The organism is Peribacillus sp. TH16 (genome assembly GCF_016651095.1).
Taxonomy (GTDB): domain Bacteria; phylum Bacillota; class Bacilli; order Bacillales; family DSM-1321; genus Peribacillus; species Peribacillus butanolivorans.
Map to the genome: position 1 here is coordinate 1,781,662 of NZ_JAEKEM010000009.1, position 26,313 is coordinate 1,807,974.

Sequence of the window (26,313 nt, forward strand, 5' to 3'; positions counted from 1 at the left end):
TACGGATTTAATGCTTATCCTTTTGAGATTGAAAAAAGAGGGTCTCATTTCGCGAGAGCCCTCTTCAAGTTACATACTTATTCTATTGAACAACAATTCGCTAAAAGTATAAGTGAATGATAGCGTTTTCAATTACTCCCCAATCATTTTAATTCCTTCGATCCTGCGGCATAAACTTTTTCTATACCGTACTTGTTTAACTTATATTGTAATCCTTGTCTTTTAATATTGAGGGCCTCAGCTGTTTTGCTGATATTCCCATTATATTTCTCAAACATATTTATTATCATTTCCCTTTCCATTTCTTCAAGAACGACAGGTAAATCAATCTTATCTTTTAATGGAGGATGATGGCTCTGCGCATTTGAGGCGGAATATTTTCCTGAAGGGAATAAATAAGCAGGAAGATGATGTTCTTCAATCATAACTTCCCCTGTGTCCATGACGTTAAATGCTAACTCGATGGCATGTCCCAGTTCACGAATGTTTCCCGGCCACGAGTATTGAAGAAGCCGTTGCATCGCCTTTTGGCTGATCCCGCGTACATCCGAAAAGAATGATTTATTGAATTTTTGAATAAAGTGATTTACTATTTCCGGAATATCCGTTTTACGTTCCAGAAGAGAAGGCATTTGAATGGTTACGACATTCAAACGAAAAAATAAATCCGAGCGAATAATTCCTCGCTCTAACGCCTCATCAGGAGAAATATTCATCGCAGCAATGATCTTTACATTAATTTTCTGCTCCTTCGAACCTCCAACACGGCGTACCTCGCCTTCTTGTAATACTCGCAGCAATTTTGCCTGCAGACCAAGGTCGAGGCTATTCAATTCATCAAGAAACAGGGTACCGCCATTTGCCTGTTCAAAAATCCCGAGTCGGTCCATCGCTCCGGTAAAAGCCCCTTTCGTTGTGCCGAACAGTAGCCCCTCCATTAATTCCTTTGGAACAGCAGCACAATTTTGCGCAATGAATGGTTGATTTCGCTGAGCACTTACATTATGTATACTTTGAGCAATAAGTTCTTTTCCTGTCCCTGTAGGTCCATAAATCATGACTGGAGAATGTGTACGAGCCGCTTTTTTTGCTAATGAAATAGCTTCTTGAAAAGCAGGACTACTCCCAATTAAATCACTAAAATGATAGGTAGCTGTCCCTTCAAAGAACTTATTTTTCTTATGGGTCTCGGCCAGCTGGGAACGCAAATCAACAATTTGATCGTACATGCTCATGACCTTAGTAATATCCTTTGCGATTTCTACTGCCCCAATAATTTCACCGTCCTCGTATAGAGGATACGTGCTATTAATAGAAGTTATTTTTTTCTCTTTTAAATTAACATATGTTTGAATGGACTCAATCGTTTCGATGCCTTTTTCCAATGCTACATGCAGCGTACTGGATTCATCAGTCAATGATGGATACAGTTGAAAGATATTTTCTCCTAACACCTGTTCACGATCCAGCCCGTCGATATGAGCCATCATTTTATTATAGAATACGGTATCTCCATCCTTATTAACGATATGGACACCAACATTAATCACATTCAATATCCATTCAAATTGAGTGGAAAACTGATTTACTGAAGATTTCATTTCATCATCTCCGCCCTGTCATTTGATAGAACCACCTGTAAATTATAGCATTTAATGGGAAATATTCATCTACATAATCTGAAAACTCACAATTTAATAATGACCGATAATTTCCATGCCGACTAATCGTTATTTCTAGGATTTTCAAGCAGGTTAATAGATAGAACAATAAATACATATAAATAAAGGAATCTCACTCTCAGCAAAGAAAGTATTGATTAAGCGTATAATATAATGTCAGGGGTGAGCGAGATTTCAAAACGAAGCAAAGAAAACGGGTTACAGATTAAACCATGGGAAGATAGGAACCTTGATTTACTTTTTCAACTAAATTCCCCAGAAATGATGGAACATCTCGGAGGTCCAGAGAGTAAAGAACAAATTTTGAAACGCCACAAACGTTATCTTGAGATTGGAAGTAAAGGGTGTATGTTTAGCATCATCCTGTATCCAGAGGAAGAGGCTGTTGGCTCCGTTGGCTACTGGCGAACCGTGTGGAATGATGAAACTGTGTACGAAATTGGGTGGAGTGTCCTCCCTTCATATCAGGGGAAAGGGATTGCGTCCCGTGCAGTGAAGGCTGTACTAGCAAAAGTCAAAGCCGAGCGGAAATACAAGTATATTCACGCATTCCCGTCAATCCATAACCCTGCTTCAAATGCAATTTGTCGCAAGCTTGACTTCAATCTTATTTCCGAATGTGAATTCGAATACCCTCCAGGGAGCTTTATGCGATGCAATAATTGGCGTTTGGAACTTTAACATCCATCAAGGACGGAATAATTAGTGTGTAGGACGAATTATTTTGTGTGTAGGACGGATTATCCCCTGTAAGTCGAATTATTTTGTGTGTAGGACGGATTATCTCCCTGTAGGTCGAATTAATTTGTGTGTAGGACGAATTATTTCTTTGTAGGACGGAATAATTAGTGTGTAGGACGAATTATTCGATGTATGGGTCGAATTATTTCGTTTTAGGACGAATTATCTCCCTGTAGGACGGATTATCTCCCTGTAGGACGGATTATCTCCCTGTAGGACGAATTATTTTGTGTGTAGGACGGATTATCTCCCTGTAGGACGAATTATTTGATTTGTGCGTCGAATTATTCCGTTTTAAGTCGATTTGATCCAATCCACCATCATTCACCATTCACATTAGAGGTTATTGGTCTCATTCTTAATCAAGCAAACAATTCATTCCATGTTTCTTTGCCTGCTTCCTTATCTGCAGAAATCTTTCGTACCTTTTGGTATTTAAGTAAGCCCTTTCAAGGTCATTAATGAGTTAATTTAGTTGTTCCTTCAATTAACATTTCATTTCCAAGTATAACTAGCATTATATTCTTCTGGAGTTATTTCTGTTTCTTTGAAAGTAACTGGTTTTTCGTTTGGTAATGTAATAGTCAATTCCGTTTTATCTTCGCTTAATTCTAACGTAAATAATGAAGTTCTATTTTGTTTCTCAACACTATAAAGTACACCAGTAATCTTGTTATCGGTTGGTTCAATTATTTCAAAGTGCCTAATTGGTCCTATGTCATCTTTTGTGATCCTCTGCATTGTAATGTGCTAATTTCATCTCTTAGAATAACAAGGAACGAACCTTCCGCTACCCAATAGCTATACAAATATTTCCCCAGATACTTCGGTGCATTGTAAGATGGGAGATTACTGGAGGATGTATCTTGCACTTCTGTTTTCTTTTGTATCTGAATCATTTCTTTTTTGATGATTTGTTGTTCGTCGCAAGCAGCAAGGCAACATACAACTAGGAATCCTACAGTCATTTTTTGAAAAAGCAAAGGTTCCCCCCTAAATAGTACTTCAACCCTTTTGATCATTCAGTAAACAAACCCATTATTTGTAATAATATCGACATTTCCTTTTTTTAACTACTAAAAAAGCTATTCCTTAACCTTAATTACTCCTTATTAAAACATGACATAATATAGAAGAGACAGTTAAAACCCCAAGCAATTCCATACTTTTTCGCCTTACCAAAACGGGTAGTGTATGATAGAAGCATGAGTATGATAACGTCGCTCTTTAGGAGGAATGTTCATGAATTCGGTCATTTTATTTGATGGTGAATGCAATTTTTGCGATTCAAGTGTCCAGTTCATTATAAAGCGTGATCCGCAGGGGCTTTTTCATTTCGCTTCGCTTCAAAGTGAAGCTGGACAAGAGTTGATGAAAAAGTACGATGTTCCTGCAAATATTGATAGTATAGTGCTGATCGAAAAGGATAAGGCTTACTATAAATCGGCTGCAGCTCTGAGGATTTGCCGTCGCTTACAAGGGGCATGGAAAATGTTTTACGGTTTTACCATCGTTCCAAGCTTCATTCGGAACATCGCTTATGACTTTATTGCCAAGAACCGTTACAAATGGTTTGGGAAAAAAGAAGAAAGCTGTATGCTGCCATCCCCAAGTGTTCGAAAGCGGTTTTTATAACGTAAAAAAAGGTAATTCAACTGAATTACCTTTTTCAATGTAACTCCACCTACTTTTAAACGTGGAAATGAATAATGAGCAATCAACTTCTTCATCACCTCTCCCTTTTATAGGCGTTTCTTTCCTTTCTTATTTACCCATTTTAAACTCCCAACACACTTTACAATGTGCTAAAATAAAACAATTATTGCTTTAGTAACTATTGAAATACTAGAGTTAAAAAAAGATAAGATACGTAGTCTTTAACATGCAATATTTCAATTGATTAACTTATGAAATTCATTAATTTCTATGTTAGTATGTCTTTTAAAGGATTTTGAAAAGTCTAACTTATAGCTATCATCTATTATTTTTTTTATTATGCTCAAATCATTATCTTCTATTATATATTTGATTCCATAATGTGATTGAGGATATAACTCTGTATGGTTTCTTCTTTGCATTGCCCAATCTTCCCTACTCTTCAACAATTCAAAATTAATTACTTCCTCTAATGGGTCCGTAGTCTCAACCCCATCCATAGTAACTGCAACGTACTCGGCCAATCCCTCATCGAACCACTTCGGAACGGCTGTAATTTTATTTTCACTTAGATATTTAGTCAAATAATAATGTGTATACTCGTGACGTAAATCCCTTCTAAAGAACCATTCATCTGCTTCCCTAACAAGGTTATCGGGTTTAACCAATGCAATTAAATTATAATTTTTATCAAAAAAGGCTCCGATATTTTCTAATTCCGCATACTTTTGTAATTCCTCTAATTCTTCAAATACTATTATATTTATTTTAACATCCATATTAATGGTTCCAAACATACTAGACAATTCTTTATTAAGATTCGTTATCTCATTAATAATTAGATTATTCAATTCATCATTTTCTGAATTGTAAATTTTCACCCCATCTAGCAAATGATATTCTTCCCTTTCTAGTAGTTTTTCCAGATCTAATGTATTATTTCTAGATAAAAAATGATAAACAATTACTAAAGTGCCCAAGACTATTAAACTGATTACAAAACTAATTGCAACGCTTTTAAAAAAATTCATTCAAATGGTTTCCAATTCTTTAAGTTAATAATCCAAATAAAATAATCGTGTTAATTATATTTATTAGAGTTGATTCCATAATTCAAAATAAAGGATGTTCTTGTTGTACACTATAAACTTCTTCCCCTTTACAGCTGGCATTTAATGAATTCGTCATGGATGAAATAATTATTGTTAGTGCTAAAAATGATGATAGTATTTCTAAAGTAGAATCCTCCTAGGGTGTGTAATCAATTTAATTTTCGAATCAAGCTTCGTTTAATATTTCAAATATGTAATTTGAAAATACTCTTTTTTCGTTCTGATTTTTCTGACTTTTTTATACTAACACAACATTTTAATATAATTGTTACATTTTAAAAAAATAATAATATTTTCCTTTTTTAGTAAACAATGTGCAAATAAAACCGATAATATACCGTATATTCTCGTTATTTTTATAAATTAAAATGTTCTCAAGATAATTTTACATATAGTATTTTTACTCGTTAGCTCGATGGGTAGTGGTAGGATCCCTTTTGCAAAAATAAAAAAAGCACTATGAATGATAACATCCATAATGCTCCCTACCTATCCTCTGAACTGACTTTGGAATCCCTCTTGCAAACGATCCGGCAGCTCGACAAGGGTTTCGTTCAATGTATCCAATTTTGTTTCAATCCGATGAAGCAAATAAAGGGTAACAATAATCGGAAATCCGATATCACTGATAAATGGCAGGATTTGATCCACTTTTGTTCACCTCTCTTCTAGTATGGTGAAAAAAACAGGCTCACCCATTTTCAGGACACGTCCTTCAAAGATGAGCCTGCCTGCTGACAAGTTAGATAAGTTCAACATCCTCGACATTACGCTCGACAAGGCGTGCTCCTTTAATACTGACAAAGTCGCCCGATGATGCAACGAAGGCATTCCCCGTAATCATTTGCTCCATTGCCAGTTTGACTGTATTCGCATCAACCGGCTCCTTCGGATTTTCAACGGAAATCGTCGCTGACTTTCCTTCCTCTGTTACGAAAATCATTTCCAATACTCTAGCCATTTTGTATCACCTCCTGTTTTTTCAACCTTTTGCTAAAAGCCGATTATCCAATCAATGAATTCGTATCCACTCTGGTCACTTCACCCATTGGATAATTCTGCACGCTTGCAATCGCTGTTGCTGCCGAAAACAACTGATCCGCCGTCGCCTCAACCTTGATGTTCGAAAATGACCTACGCTTGAAAACAATAGACCCCTTTTCATTTAATCCCGTCTCAAAATCAATCCTTAACGTACTTGATACTGGAATTTGGTTTGCCATGTCGCTCACCTCCTTTCACACTCTATATAAACTTTTACGAGGTGAAAGTAGCATGGTGGTGAAAGTTTTTTTATTTTCATTTAATGATACGCAGCTGTTATAAATAAAAATAAAGAAGCCACAATCCAATATTGGAATGTAGCTTCTTCCTATTAATAAGAAAAGTTGATTTTAAGTCACCATGTTTCATTATGATGCAAGTGGATCCGTTTCTTTTTTCATTTCATCCTCTTCTGGTAAACGAATGAATTTAACAATCACCGCACTAGCTAGATACAGGATCGCAAAAATCCATACAACCCCTTCTGCTCCAGCCGAACCGATAAAAGTCATGGCTATAGCAGGTGCAACGAATGAAGACAAACCGGCCGCAAAATTCAAAATAGACATGGCCGCTCCTTTGTCTTCACCTGCAACGGATGGAACCAATGCACCTATAGGTACATAACCAGCTAAACAAGCACCCCATATAAATCCAACAATACTAGTTGCAATGAGGTTTCCATTTGTGATCATTGGTGTGTAATATAATAGAAGGGTAAAAATAGCACAACCGACTCCACCAAACCAGATGATTGTATTTTTCCATCCGAATTTATCTCCAACGAAACCAAAAACCAAATTAAAAATAATGTTTCCTAAGAAGATCGTACCCCATAATTGTAACCAGACAGATGTTTCAATTCCATGTTCAGCCATATGCATGGGTAAGAAAACCGGAAATCCATATGATCCTACACTATTAATAATTCTTACAACACCACCAGCAGCAACTCTTGGATTTGTTTTCAAGATGGTGATGCCCTTTAAGAGCTCATTCACTGCTTCTTTTTTGCTAGATATCTGTTTCTTTTCAAATTTGTCTTTGTTGATGACTATAGCAAAAATCGTACCTAGGCATACCCAGAAAATAGAGGTCCATAATGTGTTGACATAACCTAGGTATTGAATAGCGTAGCTTGAATACCAAGAGCCAAGTACCATCATTCCAGCACAATAAGCTACCCAAAACCAACCGACAGCTGTACTTAATTTATTTTTAGGTGATCGATAAATGACCCATGTTAAAAAAGAGTAAGCAAATAAAGGATAGCCGAAACCTTTAATAAAATAGGTGATAAGCATAACAGGATAATTCATACTTTCAAAGCCAAAAGTGATAAATCCTGCAGTCCCAATAACATAAAACAATAATCCCATAGACATAGACTTCTTTGGTCCAAAAACATCTAAACAAACACCTGAAAACCAAGAAGAAAGAGCTATAGAAATTCCGTATACAGTAAAAATGGCCGCTGACTGCTGAACAGTCAATCCATTGTCAACTAAGAAAGGGCTTAACCAGCCAGCTTCAAGTCCGTCTCCCATCATAAAGAGCATAACACCTAAAAAACCCCAGCTTAAACTTTTAGGTATTCCAATTCTATCTAACATATATATCTCTCTTTTCTATCTTATTTGGATTTAAGCTATATTGGTCTTTGAAAAAGAACTGTTGAGCTTGTTTCCACTCCTCATACTTCCATTCATCGTAACTAGCCTCATTTGTAATCGCTTTGATATCGCCTGATAATGCACTATTTACCCCTAATGTCTTATTGCAGATAACGGCAGATCCGACAACGGATGCCTGATTGAACCCTTGATGAATGCGCACTTCTTTTTGAAGGAGATTAGCTACAAATTTCGTTAACGTTTCACTTTGAAAACCACCTCCACAAGCCCATACATATGGCAAATCGTAAGGAATCACTTCGCATAATTTGTCGAAATGCCATTTGACTGTACAAGCAATTTCCCATAGAGCTGAAGCTACAAAATGAGCACGGGTTAAGTTTTCTTCTAATGGTGTATTAAAAATGAAGCCACCTTTTTTCGTCGCATTTTTCTCATCTGTCAGATACATGCCTAACGTTGATACACAATCAATCGTCGTAAGCTTACTCATTTCCTCTTCCATTAGTTGATAACTCTCATTTGGGTAGAAAATATTTTTTAATTTCTGATAATTAAGCCCAGTTATTCCTGGGTTTGTTTCTAACAGCCATTGATTTTTATTCGTATGGGCATTTGTCCATGCTCTTCGTTTAGAATCCACACTATATTCATCAGTAATATGGCAAATAGGGGTGGTCGTTCCAGATACGATGATGACATCACCTTTTTCGGCAAACGTGCTTGCGATAGCCAGCTGTGTATCACCGCCTCCTACTACGATTAAAACCTTTTCGTCCAATCCCAGCATCTGAGCCATATTCGGTGTAATTTCACCAAGGATCGAACCAGACGATTTTAATTCGGGTAACAAGTCTACCGATATCCCGAATTGTTCACACAACTCCTCTGACCATTCTTGTTTCTGAACATCATATAGCAGTGTTTCGGTCGCTTGTGATGGCTCATAGACGAGCACGTCACTTAATTTATAGGCAACCCACTCACTGATGCTTGTAAAGTATTTAATTTTATCCCATAATTGCGGCTGCCTCTTTTGCAGGGCGACCAGCTTTAAAGCTGAAAACAATGCAGATGGTAATCGACCTGCCCTTTCATAAATAAATGGTTGATTTGAAAACTCCTTTTCCCATTCGCGGCCTCTATTATCAATATTAGGTAACCCGATAAACGAATGCCCATCCTGATCCTGCAAGACAATTCCTTGCCGTTGACTAGTTGACGTTATTGCCTTGATTGAAATGTGCTGAGCTTTAGCTATCGCCTTTTTTGCTAATTGAATAAGCTGTTTCCAAAGTAATTCAGGTGAAAAGTATCGACTATCAGGATAAAGAGGTTCAATTTCATATTGTATATCCTCTCTCTCAATAGAGACGACTTCACCTGTTGTCTCAACGATAGCCACTCTTGCATTTCCAGTACCGATATCAAATACTAAATAACCTTCTTTTATAGCCATTTTTTTCACTCTTCTTTCTTATGACTTAACTTCTAGATTTCTTCTGTTATATAGAGTTGGAATCTGAAGAGTATGTTGTGTTGTCCACTTTGTTAACGCTTGGTTCATTATTGAGACGTGATGATCCTCAACCTCATAACTTGCGCCGGCAAGATGAGGGGTAGCTAATACATTGGGCAATTTAATTAATTCATAGTCACTTTGTTCAGGCGGCTCTTGATAAAACACATCTAATATCGCCCCCCTAATCTTTTGTGCTTTTAATACTTGTACAAGCGCATCTCTTTCAACCACGACAGCCCTTGACATATTTACAAAGATTGCCTCTTCTTTCATCAGTCCCAAAAAGTGTTCATTAATCATCCCGATCGTTTCCTCTGTTCTAGGGAGGTGTATGGATACCACATCACTTGTCGAAAAAACGTCTTCTAAAGAAGCCCGAACATGATTAGGATTATCACTCTCTACATAAGGGTCATAGTATTTTATCGAACATTGAAAACTTTCAAGAACCGCTGCAATTCGCTGGCCCACGGCCCCAAACCCCACCATTCCAATTGTTTTCCCAGAAATTTCATTTCCTTTAAACTTTAAATAGGCTTGGAGATAGTCTTCATTCCATTTTTCCTCCTTCAACCATTGATTGGAAGGAATGGTATGCCTTAAAAATGTAAGGAGATTACCGACAAATAATTCTGCAACAGCCTGAGCATTACGTGCTGGAGTGAAAAAGACGGGAAGTCCCCTTTTTGTTGCAGCTTCCACATCAACATTAGAAGGCATGCCACGACACACACCCACAAATCTCAATTCAGGTACTTCAGCGAATACTTTTTCTGTTACTTGATCTAACTCAGTAATTAACCCCTCCGCCTTAGACTCTTTTAATAAAGAGATCAACTCTACTTCGTTATAGGCCCTTCCATTTTCCTTCCAAGGTTGATAGGTAGCCTTTCCAAATAACTCGTTTAATTCCTTGATGCCCGCTTCGTTATATGGTGCTGTTACTAGAATGTTCATTTTTACATCTCTCTCCTTTATGTAACGACTTTACCTGTCAGTAACTCACTTCTTAAAAATAAAAAAATCTCTTCCCGCTAAGACGGAAAGAGATAATTACTTCATAATATCGTTCTCACAACAATAAAATAAAAGGCCACTCTTTCTATCTTTCAAGCTTCGCTTGCTGGAATTGGCACAATAATGTTGCCGAGGCTTCAAAGGGCCAGTCCCTCCACCTCTCTTGATAGAAATTTTACAATATTATATTGGTTTAACTATTTTTTCAATTAATAGAATATACCAAATATAATGAATTTCAAAACGGAAGTCAATATTTATTTGAACTTTCTAAATATTCTCTCCGTATGATATAATCTATGAATCATTTTTTTCATGAAAGGATACTGACATGCAATCATATAAAGATATAGAAAATGGTGTAGTCCTTTCTGTCTGTTCTCTTGATTGCCCAGACCAATGTGGTTTACTTGTACACAAAGAGGATGGAAAAATCAAGAAAATTAGTGGTGACCCAAATCATCCAGTGACGAAAGGGAATATTTGCAACAAGGTTCGGAATATGGGTGAACGGATTTATGATAGCAAGAGAATTAAGACACCTTTAAAACGCGTGGGAAAAAAAGGTGAGGGGAATTTCGCCATTATTAGTTGGGAAGAAGCGATCGATACGATCACAAATCATTGGAAAAATCTTATTTCAGAGGAAGGGGCACAAACCATTCTTCCTTACAGTTTCTATGGGAATATGGGGAAACTCGCTGCAGAAGGAATGGATCGCCGTTTTTTTAACCGCCTCGGATCAAGTCAACTTGACCGGACCATCTGTTCAGTTGCTGGCTCAACAGGCTACCGCTACACAATGGGGGGGAGCTACGGTACAGACCCAGAAGAGATGACCGAAACTAAGTTATTCATCTTTTGGGGAATCAATGCTGTAAGTACAAATATGCATCAAGTAACAATCGCACAAAAAGCAAAAAAATCAGGAGCTAAAGTCATTGTTATTGACGTTCATAAAAATCAAACCGGACGAATGGCCGATTGGTTCATTCCCATTCTCCCAGGGACTGATGGTGCACTAGCATTAGGAATCATGCATATACTCTATAAAGAAAAGCTAGTGGATCGATCGTTTTTAAAGGAATATACGATTGGTTATGAAGAGCTAGAAGATCATCTTGAGCAATATCAGCCACAAATGGTTTCTGACATAACAGGCGTTCCCGTAGAAGACATATACAAATTAGCTAGGATGTATGGGGCGATTTCCCCTTCAATGATTCGGATTGGAAATGGTCTTCAGCATCATGATAATGGCGGGATGAGCACTCGGACGATTGCCTGTTTACCTGCTTTAACAGGACAGTGGCTAGTAAAAGGCGGAGGTGCAGTTAAATCCAATTCAGGATTTCTCTCCTTTAATACCGCAGCTTTACAACGTCCTGATCTCAAAAAAACTAAAACACGTACTATTAATATGAATCAAATAGGGAAAGCATTGCTTGAACCGGACAACCCCATTCGCTCATTGTATGTCTATGGAAGTAACCCGGCTCTTGTTGCACCAGAGGCAAATAGAGTAAGAGAGGGTCTAGCCCGGGAAGATTTATTTACTGTCGTCCATGACTTGTTTATAACGGAGACAGCGAAGTTTGCAGACATTGTATTACCATCTACATCTGCCTTTGAAAATACAGATTTTTATACATCATACTGGCATAATTATATCCACTTACATGAGCCTATCATCGCACCCTATGGAGAAAGTAAATCGAACACAGCGGTATTCAGGCTACTTGCAAAAGCCATGGAATTTAACGAACAAACTCTTAAGGATGACGATGAAGAATTAATGAAACAAGCTCTAAACGATTTATCCAATCCTTATTTATCGGATATAACCTATGAGAAACTAAAAAATGAACGCTACATCAAAGCAAGTAATTTGACCGATTTGTTAAAGAATTTACAAACACCTAGTGGGAAAATCGAATTATATTCCAAAGTGATGGAAGAAGATGGATATCCAGCCCTTCCTACGTATATTCCATTAGTAGAAGAGCAGGATTACCCTCTCCAATTCATACCTGGACCGAACCATAACTTTTTAAACTCTACCTTTTCCAATAATGACAAACACATCACACTTGAAAAAGCACCTAAAATATTTATGAATCAAAAGGATGCAGATAATCGAGGAATAGAAGATGGTACAACTGTCCGTATCTGGAATGATCGTGGAGAATGCGAGCTAGTGGTTTCTGTAGGCGAACAGGTCCTTCCAGGCGTCGTAGTCAGTCAAGGTCTCTGGTCAGACATGCCTGGTAAAAAACAACTCGTTAATGCCTTGACTCCAGATCGTATTGCCGATATGGGCGGCGGAGCTACATTCTTTTCAGGGCGTGTGAATGTAGAAAGAATGAATAAGGATGTTTAATTTTTTATATCTTATCTTCCCTTCTTAAAATTTTTTTATGACTAATTAATAAAAAATAGCTTGAACCTTTTTTACTCAAAATACTCCTTTTAACATAAAATAGTCCCCTTTCCATTTATGGTTGGGGGACTTTCTAATGTATAAGAATCCTCAACAATAAACTATAGTTTGAAGTGAATTGAATAAATAATTGATTCTAATAGCTCGCAAACAAAAAAGTTTTAGAATTAAGCTTCAACCTTAAGAAACCCTAACCTAACGACGAGGCAAAATGCATCTGGCTTTAAATGGAACGACAGGTTCGCTTTTTCTGGGAAATAATAATCATGAAAGGATGTGGATGTTGGATGTCTTTAGAATGGTTCGACAGAGTAAGCGGGGAATTGCAGGATCATCTTAAATCAATTTGTGAAAAATACGATCGAAATGGCAGTTTGATCGTGGAGCGAGGAGCTAAACATCCACGTATCGAATTTTATACAGAGTTGGATGACAATGAGAGGGATTATTTTTCCACTCTGTTTTTCGATCCCCATAATGAAGAATTTTATATGGAATCCTTTGATCCGGATTTAGGCCAGGTTAGCAAGGTGATCTTATCTGATATTGAAGATATCGTTGATGCTGTTCATGAAAGCTTCCATAACTATTTAGAAGGGGATGGCATCGAATATGAATATGATCTCGATGATGAATACGATGAATATGAACTAACCGAAGAAACTGAGATGTACGAAATCGATGTGGAATGGGAAACACCTGAAGTGACAGCCTATATTCAAGAAAATGAAGTGGAGGTCACCTATCAATTCGGAGTTGTTCAGGAAACTGGTGATGGAGTGCTAAAACGGATTAACCGCATTCGTACAGCAGATGATGATCTGATAAAAGATGAAACAAACTTTATATTCAGTAAGGAAGAAGCTAGCACGATCATCGCTATGATAGCAAGCCATATGGATTCCCTCAGCGAAATGGATTAATAAAAAAAATCTAAAAACCTTGTCCATGATTAACATGGACAAGGTTTTATTAAACAAGAATAAGTTCGTATACCTCCGATAATTGAGTGACCCGTTCTGTATCACTAGCTTCCTTTGCATGCTCAATTTCCTGAGGCAGAATTCGATTAAGGAGTCTAGCTTCTTTGCCGGTAAGCTTATCGATAAGTTCTTCTTCAGAATGAAAGTGTCCATCCTTGATTTTATTATAAATTTCCTGCGCTTCAGGATATTGATCCGTATAGTTAGACAATATCTCACGTAAGTAACCAATCGTACGATCCATCATACCATCCCTCTCAACTATTAGGTGAAAGCTAACAAACTGCCTTTATACCTTCCCCCATTTTGTGATGAGAAATTCCTTGGTTTTTGGCCTCGTAATGAAAAAGGGGTATCCAAAGCAATGATTAATCTTTTATTTCTTCATCCCAAAACAAATCATTTAACGTACGTGATAATGCTATACAAATACCAATGCACAAACTTAATGAGGGATTATACTTTCCGGATTCAATCAATCCTATCGTTTGTCTGGAAACACCGACAATCTTGGCTAGCTCATCTTGTGACAAATCCTTTTCCACTCTTGCAAGCTTCAGTTTTATATTTTTCAAAGGAACGCACCTACAATTTCTTATTATCTTCGCTATTTTTCATTCCAATTTTCTTCGCTAGCAAGTATATACCACCAAAAAACAGAAGTAAAATCGGCAAATAGATCATAACCGAAACACACCATACCAATACAAAATACCACAAGCCTTGTGAACTGCCATCCGCATAGGATACAGCACTATTCACCCCCATGATCGTAGCGATGATGAGAGCTAAACCAACCGTACCAAAAATGGTCTTCTTGCTCATCGGTGTTTTACTCGTTCGGTCATGCATTTCTACTTCATCCCAGAATACGCCTAAGAAAATGGAACGAGCTAAATAATACACCCCTGATGCCAAAAGGATCACCAACTCCAGATATAATTCCCCGCTGCCTACACCATATTTATATATTTTAACAAGTACGCTCAATAGACAAATGGCTATAATGACATGATACATTTCTTTATAAATTTTATTTCTTACATTCTCGATTCGTTCATCCGTGATTTTTTTAAATACTTTCATCATTAATCACCCTCCATTCACTTCTATTATATGATTTATTTAACATATTGCAACATATATATTACATTTAATACTGTATAAATTGCAAAGTGTATAAAAAAAGGGACCCATACTTATGAATGGGTCCCTTTTTTAGGGGTTTACTCGTGAGTTTTGGGGGTTTACTCGTAAGTTTCGGACTTTTACTCGTGAGTTTTCACCATTTACTCGTGAATTCATCATTTAAACAATACCAAACCAAGTGTAGAGTGCAATGATGACAAAGACAGCCAATGATTTAATGATGGTAATCATTAATATGTGGCCATACGATTGTCTATGTGTTAATCCTGTAACTGCAAGCAAGGTTATAACGGCTCCATTATGTGGAAGTGTATCCATGCCACCTGATGCCATAGCGACAACACGGTGCATCACTTCGGGTGATATATTTGCCGCAGCGATTGCCTGATTGTATTTATCAGCCATTGCGCTTAATGCAATTCCCATTCCTCCTGATGCAGATCCTGTTATACCTGCGAGTGCACTAGTGGAGACAGCACCATTGACCAGCGGATTCGAAAATACACCTGATATTCCATCGCTGATTTTTGCAAATCCAGGAAGTGCAGCAATAACTCCACCGAAACCGTACTCAGAACCTGTGTTCATGACGGCAAGCAGTGATCCGCCAATACTGTTGTTCAGTCCTTCTTTCATGTTCTTCGTTACTCGTTTCCAATCATAGGCAAGTGCTGTGATAATTCCGACGACTAACGCAATTTCCACCGCCCAGATTGCAGCAGTGGCCGCTACATCAACTGAATAGGATTCTAACCCTATTGCCGAAAAATCAAACCCATTTGGGTACCATTTCGGTATGGCTTTTGACAAATAATTATTCATAAATGCCACTAGGCCAAGAGGAACAAATGCTAAAATCTGTCTTAAAACAGATTGGTTTGAATGCAAGTCAGGAACTGGTTCCCCTTTTTCCTGTTCAAGTGCATCGACGTTTTCCTCTGCGAACCCATAATATCCTTCTCCTGCTCTTTTTGCTCGTCTCTTACTGCTCTCTAAGTAAGCTAAACCAACCGATAAGACAAAAATAGCCCCTATTATTCCAAGTATAGGTGCAGCATAAATGTCCGTTCCAAAGAAAGACGTAGGAATAACGTTTTGAATTTGCGGTGTTCCCGGCAAAGCATCCATGGTGAACGTAAATGCTCCAAGTGCGATGGTAGCCGGCATAAGCCTTTTAGGAATATCGGCTTGCTTAAACAATTGAACGGCAAAAGGATAAATGGCGAAAACCGCTACAAACAAGCTCACTCCACTATAGGTTAAAATTGCACCCAAAAGTACAATCGTCAGCATAGCTTGTTTGGCACCGATCAACCGAACAATAGTCCTCGCAATAGATTCGGCAATACCCGACATTTCAATGATTTTCCCGAAAATGGCTCCTAATAAAAAGACGGGAAAATAATTTTTTATAAAAATGACCATCTTTTCCATGAATACACCGGAATAAAAAGGTAAAATGTTACTCGGGTCAATAAAGAAAACAGGTAAAAGTGCAAATATAGGTGCAAATAAAATAACAGAATAACCGCGGTAGGCTGCAAACATCAAAAGCCCAAGCGCCAGCAATATAATCATTAAATCCATGAAGATCCCCCTAAAAAATAATCCAAGTTTGAAAATATTCCCCATCCAAGTGAAAAAACACTAAAAGTGAACCCCTCTGTCAAATTAAAATTTGTCAGAAAGGTTCACCCTTATTGTTCTTATAAACTATTTCTTTATCCCATTATTGAGCTGTATAGCCACCGTCAATTACAACAGCTTGACCTGTTACACTTTTAGCTTTATCGCTTGCCAAGAACAATGCGTAGTCAGCAATTTCACTAACATCTAGTAAACGTTTTTGAGGAACTAAAGGAAGAAGAACTTCTGCTAAAACATCCTCAACTGGTACATTACGTGTTTTCGCCAAGTCTGCCATTTGTCCGCGAACAAGTGGAGTATCTACATATCCAGGGCATAAAGCATTAACCGTAATACCGTGTTCTGCTCCTTCTAAAGCAGCAACTTTCGTTAAACCGATAACTCCGTGTTTTGCGCTGTTGTAAGCCGCTTTACCTGCGAATCCGATAACACCGTTAATGGAAGAGACGTTAATGATTCTGCCAAAACCTTGTTCTTTCATGATCGGGAACACGTGTTTAGTTAGAATGAACGGCGCTGTCAACATGATTTTTAGCATCAATTCGTATCTATCAGTTGGAAAATCTTCGATTGGTGATACATGTTGCAACCCAGCATTATTGATCACGATATCCACTGAACCATACGTTTCTTTAGCTTCTTTAACTAGGTTTTCGATATCTTCCTCTTTTGTTACATCGGCTTTGATGCCGATCGATTCGAATCCTAATTCTTTAAGGGACTCAGACGCTTCCTTTACTGTTACTTCATTAATATCAGAAAGAACCACTTTGGCTCCACTTTCAGCGAAGTGTTTACCAATTTCAAATCCAATTCCACGTGCAGAACCTGTAATAATAACGACTTTATTTTCAACCATAATAAAATTCCTCCTATAGTTAATTAAATTTTTAGGTACAAATGTTTATTACACTATACCGATGGCACCCATTATAATACCGACGATCATTGCAATTGTCGGGATGATAAACGCTACCATAAATACATCTTTATATGTTTCTTTATGAGTCAATCCTGTAACCGCTAATAGTGTTAAGAGAGCACCATTATTAGGGAATATGGATGCACCTGAGGCAACCGCAGCCATTCTATGGAATACATCCGGGCTAATTCCCGTTGATTGAGACAGGCTGTAAAAAGTATCGCCAAGAGCATTAAGCGCAATACCCATACCGCCTGAAGCAGAACCAGTGATGATAGCCATGATTTGTACAGCAAGAGATTCAGCAACTAATGGATTGCTAGAAATATTAAGTAACCAAGAAGTGATGTTATCAAATGCAGGTATCACCGCAATAACCGCTCCAAATCCAACAGCAGCACTTGTATTCAGAATGGCCATTACTGAACCTTTTGCTCCCTCGTTAACAGAGAAAATAAACTTTTTATAATCCTTGATATTAATGACCATTATGCTCAGAACACCTATTAATAAAGCATAAATAGGTTCTAATTTAACAATGTTAAGTAATAGGACAACAATAAGAAGCGGTACCAAAGACAATAACCAATTTGGGATTTTTTCGTCTTCTTCTGTATCCGTAACGGAATCATCCGTTTCTATAAATCCCTCGCCTTTAGCAGAAAGTGATTTTTCTCTATAGGCTAACCAGAAATATCCACCAACTGCCATTACTAATGAAGTAACTATCCCGATTATCATTCCCGAAGTAGGGGTAGTATGAAAATACTCCATCGGTATTAAGTTTTGAATTTGCGGAGTCCCAGGAATAGCTGTCATTGTGAAAGTAAATGCCCCAAGCGCAAAAGTAGGAACAAGTAACCTTCTCGTAACATTCGCTTCTTTGAATAAGGCAAGAGCAATTGGGTAAACGGCGAACACAACTACAAATAAACTAACTCCACCATATGTCAACACAGCTGAAGCGATTAATACCCCCAGAATCGCTCTCTTTTTACCAATTAACTGTGTTACCTTTTTGGCAACGGATTTCGCTGCACCTGTTTCTTCCATCAACTTCCCGAAGATTGCTCCCAGCAAGAAGATAGGGAACCACTTCTGAACGAATCCGACTAAACCAGTCATATAGGTTCCTGTATACGTATCAAATACATCTAATCCGCTCATTAATGCTACAACTCCAGCCACCAATGGGGCTACCCAAATAATGGACCATCCCAAATAAGCTAAAGCCATTAACAATACTAAGCCAACAACTATACTTAACACTCGAAATCACCTCTTTTCATGGTGATATAAATAGTTTTGCTTTCCATCATAAGTTCCCCCTTGATAGTGTTAAATCTCTCTGGGCTTAAGACATCAAGAATGCGTGTCTTACAGCCCTCCCTAAATAGTCGTTAACTTTGAGTCCATGCCTAGAATGGTGACTAGCCGAATGATTAATTAATGAGAAAACGATATATTTCAAAGACCTTTTCAGCGCACCCTCTTTTTGTTATTTTAAAATAGAAAAAAGAGGGCATTAATATACAATCACCTTAATGGTGTCCTTGTCTTAGAGAAATTACCAAGAATATAGGCTGGCAAAGTTGAGAATATATAAAATAAGGGATAGTACAGATTTTATAGTTCAAAATAAACTTATATTAACTAGAACTTGTTATAGACAGCTTATTAAGATCGCTGTCTATCCTGTATACTTCTACAAAATATAATGTTTTTTTGATATAGAGTTATAAACACTCAATTTAAATCTTAATATAGTTTACATCCACCTAATTTATAAGTAAAATGAATAAAGAGAATATATTTTATGCATATATCGAATAAATAGGAGTCATATATGGAATTACGAGATTTAAAATCATTTATGGAAGTAGCCCTTCATAAAAGTTTTACGAATGCCGCCGCAAATTCTTATTTAACACAACCTTCTTTAAGTAAAGCTGTCAAAAAACTCGAAGAAGAACTTCGTGTGGAACTATTCGACCGTTCAACGAGACATTTGCGCATGACGGATGCGGGACAAATCGTGTACCAGCAGGGCCAAAAAGCTTTCGCAGCATTATCCGAATTGAACGTACTCTTAGATGAGCTCAGGGATATTACATCAGGCGTTGTGAAAATTGGCATTCCACCGCTGATCGGCACATTGTTTTTCCCTGAAATTGCCCGCAGCTTTCAAGAACGTTATCCGAAAGTTTCCCTCGAGTTGGTTGAACTTGGCGCCAAGCTGATCGGCAAACTTGTCGAAGATGGCCAAGTAGATCTCGGCATCGTCGTATTGCCAGCAAGTGAAGCCCAATTTAATATCTATCCCTTTATTGAAGACGAATTCGTTCTATTCCTTCATGAGGATCACAAACTTGCCAAGAATTCTGCCGTCTCCTTGAATGAATTGAAAGACGAAAAGTTCATCTTATTTTCGGAAGATTTTACTTTACACGATTACATTATCCAAGCATGTGAAAAAGACGGATTCACCCCGAACATCTCATATCAAAGCTCGCAATGGGATTTAATCATCGAGCTCGTCTCATCCAAACTAGGCATCACTCTCTTGCCAAAATCGATTTATCATAAGCAAACTAATAAAAATGTTAAAATCATACCGTTAAAAAATACATCCCTCCACTGGAAACTTGGGATCATTACAAAAAAAGACGCCTACCATTCCTTCGCATTGAAAGAATTATTGAAGATGTTAAATGAGGGGATTAGCTTAGAGATTTAGCTTAAATTCAAACCTTATAAAGATCTCTGTAATTAAATTCCATAATAAAAAAAAACAAAATGCTCTACTTTATATTTGGGTCTCTTCGCCATTTAAGGAGCATTTGAATCCTCATAATAAAAAACGCTGTTACTTCCATAGAAAATACAGGAAGAACAGCTTTTTCTATTTCAGATGAAAGCAGTATGGCTTAGTACACAGGTCGAGAGTATACCTCATAGTGCCTCGAAGCCTCATTTCTGAACGGTTATATAGGAAGAGCAAAATGGTAAAACCTGAAATGGCTGATGCATGTGTTAAGGAAAGGACATCTGGATTACCTTCTATCAGGAATATATGTTATATTTACCATTAATCTTATTTCTTAATTATGGGTTATATGGAATTAATAGTGATTTTGAAAAGAATTCAAAAGTCCACTTTTTACGAAAAAGATAATAATTCATACTTATGAAATACATAGAAGGAGAGATTTTGTGTTCAAGTTTGTAAAAATATTTTTTGTTGTACTTCTTTATTGGTATGTTGTACGGTACCAGAAAAGTTCCCCGGCGGATTTTGTATTTTATTTGGCCAGTATCTTGTTTTTTTTATCAATTATTTTTAGTTTGTTTTATAAAAATAAGCATAGGGTGAACATTTTCTTAATCATTGCACTATCAAATCTTTCAATGATTTTTGCACTATACGCTCATTTTTTAAGTGGGATTCTAACATTTTTCACTTTTTCTTTAATTCTATTTTTTTACTGTTTTATATTTATTTCCTATAAAATTGACTCAAATCCATAGTGTTTCAACAGAAATGTTCACGAAAACCAAAGCAAAAACCTCATTTTCCCTTTATCCTCCCCTCCCAAAAACACGAACATTAAATCATTTTCAGAATTTAACATTCACCTTTTTGTTGATTATCTATAATAAGTTTGCTATATTAACAAAGTAATAATCTTAAATATCATTACTCGTATATCCTCAGTAATATGGTCTGAGTGTCTCTACCTGGTTCCCATTGAAAGAACTAGACTACGAGTTAAAGTATTCGGCTGTTCGGCTTTTTTAGCAGCTTATGATTTAGCATTAGCTTCATTTTTGCTTAATTATCTATACTTTGACTTTCGTAGGTCTAGAAGGTAGAAATCATTCTACAGTTTCTAGACTTTTTTCTGTTGACCAAAACTACGAGGATAACAAACAACAAGGAGGAAAACATAAAGCAACAGTTTTTATAAAGGAAAGAAGCAAAGGAATATGTAGCATTATAAATCAATTTTTAATATTCGAGTTAAATAATAATAGTATTGATATGTAGGAAGACATAGCTTTAGCTAATTGGCACTTTTCAATTTTTTATGTTAGAGAAAAACTATCACTAAGGAGATTATTTATGAAAAACAATATGTTAAAAAAATACTCTTTATTAGGAATTATTACTTTACTGTTATTATCAGTAGTTGCAGGTTGTAATTCTACTTCAAAAACTGCATCTGAACAAAAAAAGACTCAAAGGCCTATTATAATTCAAGGTCCAATGCCAATCGAAGCTGAAAATTTCGCAAAAAGATTAGAAAATGTTAAAGAAGAAAAATCAGGAGATTTTGTATTTTACATTGGAAAGTTAGACAATTATCCTGTAATAGTTGCAAAAACAGGCAAGGGAATGGAAAACACAGCAGCCGCTACAGCAGTTGCTATTGAAAAATTTAACCCTTTAGCAATAATCAATCAAGGAACATCAGGGGGACATGATCCAAGTTTAAACGTTTTTGATATTGTTTTAGGAAAAAGAACGGTAAACATTGGTTCATTAAAAACAGCAGATAAGGCTGAAAACCAAGGAATTGATCCAACTATATGGAAACCTATGGACCTAATGGCTTCTGAAGGAAGTGCAGGAGAAGATCCTAATGCTGAAAAACCCCGTTTCTTTGAGGGAGATAAGGATTTACTAGCAGCTGCTAATGCAGTTAAAGATAAATACACTAAGGGTAAGGTTGTCGAGGGTACTATAGGTTCTGCAGACGTTTGGAATAATGAAGTTGATAGAATTAAATGGTTCCATACTAAATACGGTACATCTGTAGAAGAAATGGAAGGTGCCTCCGCAGCACAAATTTCCAAAGCTTATGATGTACCATTCTTGGGTATTAGAGTACTATCTAATAATAAAGTGAATGGTGGTAAATACAACCCAAATACAGCAGCAGCAAATCAAGAATATGTTTATGAAGTAGTTAAAAAATATATATCTACAATGCCAAGCAAATAATAGCTTTAATTGAATAAAAGAAGAGCACATATTGTACATGACAATATGTGCTCTTCTTTATTTAGGCCAATAGTAGAGTCGTTACGATTATCATAACTTCACTTATCATTAAATAGCGGGTACTATTCATTTCTTTTTTCTCATCTATTTCAATGGGGGGTTTTCATATATTTTCCTGAAAATCTCTTTCTTCGCTGGTAATCACTCCATATTTAAAGACAATAATTCATGCAATCGATTAAAAGACTCTTGATCTTTAAAAGTTCATGAAGTCTAAGGTTTGCAAATTTACAGGACAATCCGATAAAGCGAAGCAAAAAAACACCACAAATATCGATTTGCTTGTCTGCAAAAACGGATTGTGGCTCTACTATGCTAACAATTCCCACTATTTCTTATATTACGGATATATGAGGTTTTCCTTCCTCTTTTTCACTGACCTTTTCAATTTTCTCAACAAACATTTGGAAAACTTTTCTCTTTTCTTCCAGTTCTTTTATTGATCCTTTCAATTCGTTCACTTTTTGTTCAAAAGGTTTATGATAGAGCTCGCGAATGTTTCGAATAATTTCATCATTAATAGTGGATTGTACAACTTGTTTGGTGATATTGAATTTGTAGGAATAAACCTTAAGTTCAAGTTTAACTTCTTCATATTCTTTTTCTATCGCATTTAATAATTCACTAATTTCTTCTTTCCATTCACCTAAAGACTTTTTCACATGTTCCTCCAACTTTACTCCCCCTCTTTCACTGTAAAAAAACTTCTCCATAAAAACTCATTTTACCAATTCTTCATTTCGGTTTCTTTTCTGGTTAATTACTTAACAAATAAATTTTTATTAAAAACAGATAACAGTGCACCCCAGTCTTTAAGAAAATGGCAAATGTTGAAACCCTTTTTATTTAAAATAGTACCTGCCATTTCACTGGTTACATTTGGGGGGATTTTTTATATAGGGGGACACCTTATTCCTCCTTGCTAAATGTTAAGCTGAGGCTATTTAATGTGTAGAGTCTAGCGGTAAAAATGAATAAATCATTGTAGTTATTTTCTACGTACTCTTCTATAATGCTCATCCCTTTTCTAAATCTATCAACTAATAAATGAGTGTAGTTTTCATCCCAGGTAAACCGATTGATTCTAAGAAGCTCATCTGCTAATACTTGAAACTTATACTCCTCAACAAGAAGTTTTAATTGATACACTTTATCTGTATGTAAACAAAAGATATTGTTTTTAGTTTCATGATGTTTATGAACAAATTTAATGAAACCATTTATATTTTTAGCCAACATATTCGCTATTTGCATCTCGAAGTTCATTTCTCCATCTCCTCACTGTCTAAAATCTAATACATTACTATGAAGAGTGTATGTTTTGAGATGATATTTTAACACCAACAATAGGAAAGTAGCAGTTGATGAACTGACCAGTTGAAACTATTTGGAGTTGAAAAAATCGATTCTAAAAAATTTAAAGGTGTGACAAAAAAAAAAAGAATAAGAATTTAATAGAGTGGATAGACTAATAAAAAAGGAGTGGGAGATTATGGAGATTAAAACTAAAGTAGCAACGAAAGAAATGTGGAGAGAAATTAATGATTGTATAACTCGAATAATTGATGAAAAACATGATTTATCCTTTCAGAAGAAGAGCAATGATAATTATATGAATCTATATATTCAAACAGCCGTATTACACACCTTATTTGGACTTTCAGATGAACTTAGGAAAATTGAAAGGAAATATACCGAATAGTGATGTTTCTTGAAAAGTCATGGCTAAATTTAACTTTATGGTGGATTAGGATAAAAAATTCCCCAAGAGAGCCTTTAATACCAAAACAAAATCCTTTCTTTCCTAATCCACGTTTTCTTTTCGTCCCTATATATACCTCTTTGTTATCCCATCCAAAATCCATTTTACTTTCCTCCCCTTTAATTTATTAGTTGCAGTATATGCTTTTAAATGAAACCAAAAAGGCCCCTTATTTTTTTCCTTAAAACCGATGTTTTTGGTAATATCTTATGAACAAAAAAAAGAACCCCTCAACAGTGTTGTGTGAGATTCATGAACATTAGTTCTCGGATAACCTAACCGATTCTCTTTAGAGTTTGCATAGCGATTTCCTGAAACATTACGTATTGTGCACCTCTAGATGCAAGAAGCTAAGAATCTTCATTAAGCTGTAAGTACGATAAAAAGGGCTGTCTCAAAAGTTCATTTATTTTTTGAGACAGCCCCCTTTAAAATTAGGTTTCAACGTGATTAGATTCCCGGTGTAGATGAACTTTCAGGAATATTTTCATAGTCTGATGGATTAAGATTATGAACCGATCCATCTGTTACACCATTGATAATACCCATTAGACCCGTTTCAACTGTTTTTACTAGCTGGCCTTTCTTTTTTTGCCCAAAGTTTTGTGTTTGTCCACTAACTTCAAATTTATAAATTTTTCCGTCAACTTCTATTAAACTTCGTGAGATTAAAAAGCAACTGCTTGCTACGTACAACGGAGGACAAGGTTAATAACAAATTTAGTAAATCTTGAAAACTACTATGACTGTGTGTCACAATCAAAAAGAGATACGCAGATTTACTTGTGACGTTAAGACAGACCTGGGCAACCCGCTGAAATGAAAGGTTGAACCATTTCTTCTCTGCAGGTGACGGACTCACACACCATGTACTCAATTACAAATAAGGAGGACATAAATCATGAGGACAATGAAACTTGGAAACAGTACATTAGAGGTGCCGGTCGTTTCAGTCGGCTGCATGCGAATCAATTCGTTGGACAAAGCGGAGGCTGAGCACTTTGTCCAAACGGCGATGGAAGAGGGTGCGAACTTCTTCGACCATGCTGATATTTATGGAAGTGGCGAATGTGAGGAAATATTCGCAGACGCCATCGGAATGAACGCGGGCATTCGTGAAAAGATTATCCTGCAATCCAAGTGCGGCATACGTAAGGGGATGTTTGACTTTTCCAAAGAACATATCCTCGAATCGGTGGACGCAAGCTTGAAGCGGCTGAAAACGGATTATCTTGATATTCTGCTTCTACATCGTCCGGATACGTTAGTAGAGCCGGAAGAGGTAGCGGAGGCCTTCGATATTCTTGAAAGTTCAAGAAAAGTGCGCCATTTCGGCGTTTCCAACCAGAATCCGATGCAGATCCAGTTGCTGAAGAAGTCGGTGAAGCAGACGATTGTGGCAAACCAACTGCAATTAAGCATCACCAACGCCAACATGATCTCCAATGGATTTAATGTAAATATGGACAATGACCACGCTGTGAACCGAGACGGCAGTGTGCTGGATTTTTGCAGACTGAACGATATCACCATTCAGCCCTGGTCACCTTTCCAATACGGATTCTTTGAGGGAGTATTCCTTGGAAACGACAAGTTCCCTGAATTGAATCAAAAGATTAATGAAATTGCGGACAAGTATGAGGTTAGCAACACGACTATCGTCATCGCATGGCTTTTACGCCATCCCGCACACATGCAACCAGTCATCGGTACGATGAATGAAGGCCGGCTAAAGGATTGTTGTAAGGCAAGCGATATTCATCTTACGCGTGAAGAATGGTATGGTATCTATCGTGAGGCAGGCAATGTGCTGCCATAAACACACAGATCAAACTTTATTCTGTGTAATGAAGATCAGATCTATAATAAAGAAGCCCCTTCACGGCAACATAACAAAGCACCCTCAAGTCTTCATTGACCAAAGGGTGCTTTATTTT

Annotated in this window: 27 protein-coding genes and 2 riboswitches; of the genes, 8 read left to right on the forward strand and 19 right to left on the reverse strand. The window is 36.8% G+C overall.

What is annotated here, in order from left to right; genetic code table 11:
• Positions 1–143: 143 nt before the first annotated feature.
• On the reverse strand, positions 144–1,601 hold the full coding sequence (locus JFV29_RS22620; RefSeq protein WP_201186501.1) for a sigma-54 interaction domain-containing protein: 1,458 nt from the start codon (positions 1,599–1,601) through the stop codon (positions 144–146).
• A 252-nt stretch (positions 1,602–1,853) separates the two neighbouring features.
• Here JFV29_RS22620 and JFV29_RS22625 point away from each other — a divergent pair, with 252 nt between their 5' ends.
• A complete protein-coding gene (locus JFV29_RS22625) occupies positions 1,854–2,363 on the forward strand; it encodes a GNAT family N-acetyltransferase (protein ID WP_446728273.1) in 510 nt (169 codons plus the stop codon).
• A gap of 555 nt (positions 2,364–2,918) precedes the next feature.
• Here JFV29_RS22625 and JFV29_RS22630 read toward each other — a convergent pair.
• Entirely contained in the window at positions 2,919–3,164 is a 246-nt protein-coding gene (locus JFV29_RS22630) for a hypothetical protein (RefSeq protein ID WP_201186504.1), read from the reverse strand.
• Positions 3,137–3,406, reverse strand: a complete 270-nt coding sequence (locus JFV29_RS22635; protein ID WP_201186505.1) for a hypothetical protein — start codon at positions 3,404–3,406, stop codon at positions 3,137–3,139. The genes JFV29_RS22630 and JFV29_RS22635 overlap by 28 nt, the downstream gene beginning before the upstream one ends.
• Before the next feature lie 259 nt (positions 3,407–3,665).
• Between JFV29_RS22635 and JFV29_RS22640 the strand changes: the two genes are divergently transcribed.
• On the forward strand, positions 3,666–4,058 hold the full coding sequence (locus JFV29_RS22640; RefSeq protein ID WP_201186506.1) for a thiol-disulfide oxidoreductase DCC family protein: 393 nt from the start codon (positions 3,666–3,668) through the stop codon (positions 4,056–4,058).
• Between the two features lie 257 nt (positions 4,059–4,315).
• On the opposite strand, the gene JFV29_RS22645 is transcribed toward JFV29_RS22640, so the two are convergent.
• The 7 genes from JFV29_RS22645 to JFV29_RS22675 all read right to left on the reverse strand — a co-directional run bounded on the left by JFV29_RS22645 (position 4,316) and on the right by JFV29_RS22675 (position 10,348).
• Entirely contained in the window at positions 4,316–5,110 is a 795-nt protein-coding gene (locus JFV29_RS22645) for a collagenase (protein WP_201186507.1), read from the reverse strand.
• Between the two features lie 570 nt (positions 5,111–5,680).
• The gene (locus JFV29_RS22650; RefSeq protein ID WP_056530289.1) at positions 5,681–5,842 is read right to left on the reverse strand and encodes a YvrJ family protein; all 162 of its coding nucleotides are present in this window, start codon (positions 5,840–5,842) and stop codon (positions 5,681–5,683) included.
• Between the two features lie 91 nt (positions 5,843–5,933).
• Positions 5,934–6,152 carry a DUF2922 domain-containing protein gene (locus JFV29_RS22655; RefSeq protein WP_056530286.1) on the reverse strand — a complete coding sequence of 73 codons (219 nt, stop codon included), beginning with the start codon at positions 6,150–6,152 and terminating at the stop codon, positions 5,934–5,936.
• A 43-nt stretch (positions 6,153–6,195) separates the two neighbouring features.
• Positions 6,196–6,414 carry a DUF1659 domain-containing protein gene (locus JFV29_RS22660; RefSeq protein WP_057219837.1) on the reverse strand — a complete coding sequence of 73 codons (219 nt, stop codon included), beginning with the start codon at positions 6,412–6,414 and terminating at the stop codon, positions 6,196–6,198.
• A 189-nt stretch (positions 6,415–6,603) separates the two neighbouring features.
• Positions 6,604–7,848 (reverse strand): MFS transporter, encoded by a 1,245-nt coding sequence (locus JFV29_RS22665; RefSeq protein ID WP_201186508.1) that lies wholly within the window; start codon positions 7,846–7,848, stop codon positions 6,604–6,606.
• Positions 7,838–9,328 (reverse strand): FGGY-family carbohydrate kinase, encoded by a 1,491-nt coding sequence (locus JFV29_RS22670; protein ID WP_201186509.1) that lies wholly within the window; start codon positions 9,326–9,328, stop codon positions 7,838–7,840. The genes JFV29_RS22665 and JFV29_RS22670 overlap by 11 nt, the downstream gene beginning before the upstream one ends.
• A gap of 18 nt (positions 9,329–9,346) precedes the next feature.
• Complete coding sequence (locus JFV29_RS22675) at positions 9,347–10,348, reverse strand: 2-hydroxyacid dehydrogenase (RefSeq protein WP_201186511.1); 1,002 nt, start codon at positions 10,346–10,348, stop codon at positions 9,347–9,349.
• 142 nt (positions 10,349–10,490) lie between these two features.
• Positions 10,491–10,581, reverse strand: a riboswitch (SAM riboswitch).
• Positions 10,582–10,739: 158 nt separating this feature from the next.
• Between JFV29_RS22675 and JFV29_RS22680 the strand changes: the two genes are divergently transcribed.
• Both JFV29_RS22680 and JFV29_RS22685 read left to right on the forward strand, forming a co-directional pair.
• Positions 10,740–12,788, forward strand: coding sequence for a molybdopterin oxidoreductase family protein (locus tag JFV29_RS22680; protein WP_201186513.1), 2,049 nt, complete (start codon positions 10,740–10,742; stop codon positions 12,786–12,788).
• A gap of 347 nt (positions 12,789–13,135) precedes the next feature.
• Positions 13,136–13,771 (forward strand): hypothetical protein, encoded by a 636-nt coding sequence (locus tag JFV29_RS22685; RefSeq protein WP_201186515.1) that lies wholly within the window; start codon positions 13,136–13,138, stop codon positions 13,769–13,771.
• Between the two features lie 49 nt (positions 13,772–13,820).
• Here the strand turns inward: JFV29_RS22685 and JFV29_RS22690 are convergent, their stop codons facing one another.
• From JFV29_RS22690 to JFV29_RS22715, 6 genes are all read right to left on the reverse strand, one after another.
• Complete coding sequence (locus JFV29_RS22690) at positions 13,821–14,075, reverse strand: sporulation protein (RefSeq protein WP_201186517.1); 255 nt, start codon at positions 14,073–14,075, stop codon at positions 13,821–13,823.
• Positions 14,076–14,199: 124 nt separating this feature from the next.
• The gene (locus JFV29_RS22695; RefSeq protein ID WP_053347568.1) at positions 14,200–14,406 is read right to left on the reverse strand and encodes a helix-turn-helix transcriptional regulator; all 207 of its coding nucleotides are present in this window, start codon (positions 14,404–14,406) and stop codon (positions 14,200–14,202) included.
• A 10-nt stretch (positions 14,407–14,416) separates the two neighbouring features.
• Positions 14,417–14,920, reverse strand: coding sequence for a DUF6773 family protein (locus JFV29_RS22700; RefSeq protein WP_201186519.1), 504 nt, complete (start codon positions 14,918–14,920; stop codon positions 14,417–14,419).
• Positions 14,921–15,139: 219 nt separating this feature from the next.
• Complete coding sequence (locus tag JFV29_RS22705) at positions 15,140–16,567, reverse strand: GntP family permease (protein ID WP_201186521.1); 1,428 nt, start codon at positions 16,565–16,567, stop codon at positions 15,140–15,142.
• Positions 16,568–16,709: 142 nt separating this feature from the next.
• Positions 16,710–17,486, reverse strand: coding sequence for a 3-hydroxybutyrate dehydrogenase (locus JFV29_RS22710; protein WP_201186523.1), 777 nt, complete (start codon positions 17,484–17,486; stop codon positions 16,710–16,712).
• A gap of 48 nt (positions 17,487–17,534) precedes the next feature.
• Positions 17,535–18,818 (reverse strand): GntT/GntP/DsdX family permease, encoded by a 1,284-nt coding sequence (locus JFV29_RS22715; protein WP_201186525.1) that lies wholly within the window; start codon positions 18,816–18,818, stop codon positions 17,535–17,537.
• Positions 18,819–19,395: 577 nt separating this feature from the next.
• Here JFV29_RS22715 and JFV29_RS22720 point away from each other — a divergent pair.
• Entirely contained in the window at positions 19,396–20,286 is an 891-nt protein-coding gene (locus tag JFV29_RS22720) for a LysR family transcriptional regulator (protein ID WP_201186527.1), read from the forward strand.
• Positions 20,287–21,230: 944 nt separating this feature from the next.
• Positions 21,231–21,334: riboswitch (purine riboswitch) on the forward strand.
• A gap of 338 nt (positions 21,335–21,672) precedes the next feature.
• A complete protein-coding gene (locus JFV29_RS22725; protein WP_201186529.1) occupies positions 21,673–22,554 on the forward strand; it encodes a 5'-methylthioadenosine/S-adenosylhomocysteine nucleosidase in 882 nt (293 codons plus the stop codon).
• A gap of 395 nt (positions 22,555–22,949) precedes the next feature.
• On the opposite strand, the gene JFV29_RS22730 is transcribed toward JFV29_RS22725, so the two are convergent.
• A complete protein-coding gene (locus JFV29_RS22730; protein WP_056530254.1) occupies positions 22,950–23,288 on the reverse strand; it encodes a hypothetical protein in 339 nt (112 codons plus the stop codon).
• A gap of 235 nt (positions 23,289–23,523) precedes the next feature.
• Positions 23,524–23,880, reverse strand: a complete 357-nt coding sequence (locus JFV29_RS22735; RefSeq protein WP_201186531.1) for a hypothetical protein — start codon at positions 23,878–23,880, stop codon at positions 23,524–23,526.
• A gap of 226 nt (positions 23,881–24,106) precedes the next feature.
• Between JFV29_RS22735 and JFV29_RS22740 the strand changes: the two genes are divergently transcribed.
• On the forward strand, positions 24,107–24,316 hold the full coding sequence (locus tag JFV29_RS22740; RefSeq protein ID WP_201186533.1) for a hypothetical protein: 210 nt from the start codon (positions 24,107–24,109) through the stop codon (positions 24,314–24,316).
• A gap of 510 nt (positions 24,317–24,826) precedes the next feature.
• Here JFV29_RS22740 and JFV29_RS22745 read toward each other — a convergent pair.
• On the reverse strand, positions 24,827–25,072 hold the full coding sequence (locus JFV29_RS22745; protein ID WP_446728261.1) for a hypothetical protein: 246 nt from the start codon (positions 25,070–25,072) through the stop codon (positions 24,827–24,829).
• 205 nt (positions 25,073–25,277) lie between these two features.
• Here JFV29_RS22745 and JFV29_RS22750 point away from each other — a divergent pair, with 205 nt between their 5' ends.
• A complete protein-coding gene (locus JFV29_RS22750) occupies positions 25,278–26,195 on the forward strand; it encodes an aldo/keto reductase (protein WP_201186535.1) in 918 nt (305 codons plus the stop codon).
• Positions 26,196–26,313 lie beyond the last annotated feature (118 nt).